Here is a 4,583-nt window from a genome sequence, read left to right on the forward strand (position 1 = left end):
GGACTGGTTCCTGGGAACAGACTGACTTTGAGGTCAATGTTGGTTCGAACGGTCAGTGCACCGCAGACTATGTGATCCCGTCCAACGTGGGTCAGACTGTCAAGGCAATGGTCTTCTATCCGGATGCAAGCAGTGTCAAGATCGACAAGGTCGTTCTGCACTACGGCAACGTAACACCGGGCACTACTACTGCAAAGCCTTCCAGCGGCGGTAAGTATACCAAGGATATTAATAAGGCAATTGTTTATGATGAACTGCCGGCAGGCGATAAGATGTTGGGCTGGAAGTGGTCCGATCTGGGCGTTCCGGCAGGCGAAAAGGTCACCAAGGTTGAGATCAACCTCTCCACCAGCAAGAAGCAGATCGGCAAGTGGCAGGGTGCATTCGGTTCTTCTACCAGCGTGGCTCCGGATTACTGGACACAGTCTGAGGATATGGAACAGACCATCAGCGGAAAGACCGGCAGCATCGTATGGGATGTGGATTCTGCAACTTCTGCGATCATTCAGACCCAGTACGGCGGCGAACTGAAGTTCGGCGTATGGTGGATCGACTGCAACAAGTTCACTATCGATTCTATTACAGTTTACACAGACGCTTACAACGGCAGCGGTCAGATCACTACCACTGTATCTACAACCAAGGCAACTACCAACAAGACCACCGCTTCCACCACAACTACCACCAAGCAGACAACCACCGCTACCAACGGCCCGAAGCCGAGCGTAAAGGCAAGCCTGTACGGTGACGTAAATCTGGACGGCCGTGTGGACATCACAGACGCAGTTCTGCTGAACAAGAAGGTTGCCGGCGTGGTAATCCTGAACGACCAGCAGTATGCAAATGCTGACTGCTGCACCGATGACGGTGTTGGTCAGGCAGATTCGACGGTACTGCTCCAGTTCCTCGTTTCGATCGTAAGGACTCTGCCGGCTGAGGGCTAATCTCTGTCAAAAATCGGCAATTTTCACAAAAAGGATACGGGCAAATTTTGCCTGTATCCTTTTTCTTTTCTGTTTTTTCCGAAAAACCTGTCGTTACATATGGCAAGTTGCACAAAAAGCATGGAAACTGTTTAGCATGTTTTACTGAAATTTGAAAATCTACTTTACAATGAATTTTTCATGTGCTATAATAAATGAAACGAGAAAGATATGCCCTGTAAGGGATAGTTGCGTCTGAATCCTATCCGGTGCGGCGTATATCTGCCGGCGTGTTCGGCGAAAACAATCGTTGAAAGTGGAACATGCGTACCCTTGTTCCAACATCAAAAAATCTCTAATTTTCAAGGAGGATATTTATGCTGAAGAAAAAACTCGGCAAGAAGGCACTTGCCTTCGCTTCTGCTGCAGTGATGGCAGTTTCTGCTACCGCTACAGGTCTGACTGCACTGTCTATGACAGCGTTCGCAGGCGAGGAGCTGGGCGAAGGTACCTTCGAAAACGGAAAGGGCTTGCCTTGGCACATTTGTGAAAATGCAACTGCTGTCATGAAGTTCGACATCACCGACGGTATCTATGCGATCAAGCTGGAAAACATCGGTGGTACTGCAAACGGCGGTGAAAGCCGTTGGGACTGCCAGTTCCGTCACAGAAATCTGACCATTGAAAGCGGTCACACCTATCGTATTACCTACAGCGTAAACCCGTCTAACAGCGGTCACATGTACCCAAAGCTGGGCAACATGTCCAAAGATGATCAGGAACTGTGGCACAGCAACGGTGACGAACTGTCCCTGTCTTACGAAGAAGGTCTGACACAGGAACAGCTGGAAGAAAAGCTGAAGAGTGCTTCCAAGACCGGTAACAAGGTAGACTACGGTCAGGGCTGGGATGCTTGGTACAACAAGGAATATCCGGCAAACCAGTGGACCACAGTTGCTTATGAATTCCAGGCTACTGAAACCGTTAAGGGTACCGCAGAATGGACCTTCCACATGGGCGGTCAGGGTAACTACGCGAAGATGGACTGCTTCCCGAAGGATACCATCATCCGGTTCGACAACCTGGCACTCATCGATATGACCGATGATGCATCTGACTATCAGGCAGAAGCTGCTTATGTGCCGACCGGCGTTGAAGTAAACCAGGTTGGTTACTATCCGAATGGTAAGAAGGTTGCAACTGTTGTTCTGTCCGAAGGTGATACTACCAAGTATGACTACGAGATCAAGGACGCAAGCGGCAGCGTTGTTTACAGCGGCACTACCGACGGCAACACCAAGTATGATGAGTCTGGTGCCTGGGATTACACCCAGCAGATCGACTTCACAGATTTCACTACAGAAGGCAAGGGCTACACCCTGACTGTTGCCGGCAAGACTTCTAAGAGTTTTGACATCGACAAGAACCTGTATGAAAAGCACCACGACAAGAGCATGCTGACCTATGCACTGAACTACTTCTATCAGAACCGTGCAATGGATACTGAAGACAAGTACATTCCGTCTCCGCAGAGCCAGGAAGGCAGCAAGAAGACTCTGGCTCGTAAGGATTCTCAGCACTGGCCGACTGATAACGCTTACATCGCAGACAAGTGGGTTTACATCTACACCTCCAAGCCGTCCTACAGCCAGTCCATTAACGTAGCTGGCGGTTGGTTCGACGCTGGTGACTATGGTAAGTACGTTGTAAACGGCGGTATCTCTCTGTGGACTCTGATGAACATGTATGAGAGATCCCTCATGGTAGGCAAGGCTGATAAGTTCGGCGATAACTCCACCGTTATGTCTATTCCGGAAGCAGGAAACGGTACTCCGGATATTCTGGACGAGTGCAAGGTAGAACTGGACTTCTTCCTCGAAATGATGCGTGACGATGGTATGGTATACCACAAGGCTCACGACTACAAGTGGACCGGTCTGGCTGTTGCTCCGTATGACAAGAACGAAGGCGACAAGGAAAACAAGGCTCCGATGCGAATCGTTAAGCCGGTTACCTATGCAGCAACTCTGAACGCTTCTGCAACATTTGCACAGGCAGCTCGTCTGTTCAAGGATTACGATGCAGCTTATGCAAAGACCATGGAAGATGCAGCAATCAAGACCTATGCAGCAGCACAGAAGAACTTCAAGAAGTTCTCTGGCTGGGGTGGCGACACCAAGGGTGAAGGCGGTATCTCTGCTGACCTCATGTATGCTCCGCTGGATCAGAACAAGGGCGGTGGCCCGTACGGTGACACCGAAGTCAGCGACGAATTCTACTGGGCAGCTTGCGAACTGTACATCACAACAGGCGACAAGACCTATTATGATGAACTGATGAAGTATGGTACCAACGCTTATGGTACTGACAACGCAAAGGCTCTGGAAATCTCCACAACTCTGGTTGGTGGTGAAAACAACGGTTCATTCTCCCTGTTCACATGGGGTACTCTGAACTCCGTTGGTTCTATCTCCCTGTATGTAAATTCTCAGGCTATGCTGGATAAGGGCCTGCTGACTCAGGATGAAGTAAACACCCTGAAGGCAGAAGTTCTGAAGGCAGCTGACTCCATTCTGGAAGTACAGGACAAATCTGCATATGGTATCCCGTATGTAGGTCATGACTATGATACCACTGTATGGAAGTACAATGCTGCTTCCGGTACAGGCGATTCTGAAACCAAGACTCTGAGTGGCGGTTACGAATGGGGTTCCAACTCCATGGTAATCAACAACTCTATGGCACTGGCTCTGGCATATGACGCATCTAAGGAAGTAAAGTACATTGACGGTGTTACCACTTCAATGGACTACCTGATGGGTCGCAACCCGCTGGAACAGGGTTATGTAACCGGTTACGGTGAACACTCTACCACTTACCCGCACCACAGATGGTGGTCTGGTCAGTTGAACAGCGACGACTTCCCGTATGCTCCGTACGGCGTTCTGTCCGGTGGTCCGAACTCCAACATGGAAGACCCGATGGTTCAGGGTCAGGGCTACAAGGTAGGTTCTATCGCTCCGATGAGGTGCTATCTGGATAACGTAGAAGCATGGTCTGTAAACGAGTGCACCATCAACTGGAACTCTCCGCTGTGCTGGGTTGCTTCCTTCCTGGATGACGAAGCTCCGTACATCGAACGTGATCCATCTTCTACTACTACAGCTACTTCTTCTACCGACACAAAGGATACAACTACAACAACCGCTGCTACTACCGCAGCTTCCACTGATGCAAGCGATGCTACTACAGATGCAAGCAACGCTTCCACAACTGACAGCAATGCTACCACCACCAGCGTAACTGCTGCATCCATCACTCCGGGTCAGCTGCTGCTTGGTGATACCAATCTGGACGGCGCTGTAGACGTTACAGACGCAGTTCTGCTGAACAAGAAGGCTGCAAATGTTGTAACCTTCAACGCACAGCAGATGCTGAATGGTGACTGCTACGATCAGAACGGTGAAATCGACGGCAACGACGCAACAGCTCTGCTGAAGTTCCTCGTTCACATTCTGAAGGGCCTGCCGGAAAACTCCAGCATGAACGCATAATGAAATCGTTGCTTTAAACGAGTTTCACAAATAAAAAAGGCACTGCGGCTGCATGGCTGCGGTGCCTTTTTTGCTAAGGCAATACCGCACAAAGAGCGTCTGGCGA

2 protein-coding genes are annotated in these 4,583 nt (G+C 49.9%); both read left to right on the forward strand.

Annotation, left to right across the window (positions count from 1 at the left end; genetic code table 11):
- Positions 1 to 944, forward strand: a 944-nt coding sequence (locus tag RUMCAL_RS03485; protein WP_021681138.1) for a DUF5620 domain-containing protein, incomplete at its 5' end; no start/stop codon positions are given.
- A 356-nt stretch (positions 945 to 1,300) separates the two neighbouring features.
- A complete protein-coding gene (locus RUMCAL_RS03490; RefSeq protein WP_021681140.1) occupies positions 1,301 to 4,477 on the forward strand; it encodes a glycoside hydrolase family 9 protein in 3,177 nt (1,058 codons plus the stop codon).
- Positions 4,478 to 4,583: the final 106 nt, after the last annotated feature.

The organism is Ruminococcus callidus ATCC 27760 (genome assembly GCF_000468015.1).
Taxonomy (GTDB): domain Bacteria; phylum Bacillota; class Clostridia; order Oscillospirales; family Ruminococcaceae; genus Ruminococcus_C; species Ruminococcus_C callidus.

Excerpts from the sequence above, each read along its gene's own strand:
- RUMCAL_RS03490 (WP_021681140.1), top strand. The coding sequence starts at position 1,301 with ATGCTGAAGAAAAAACTCGGCAAGAAGGCACTTGCCTTCGCTTCTGCT.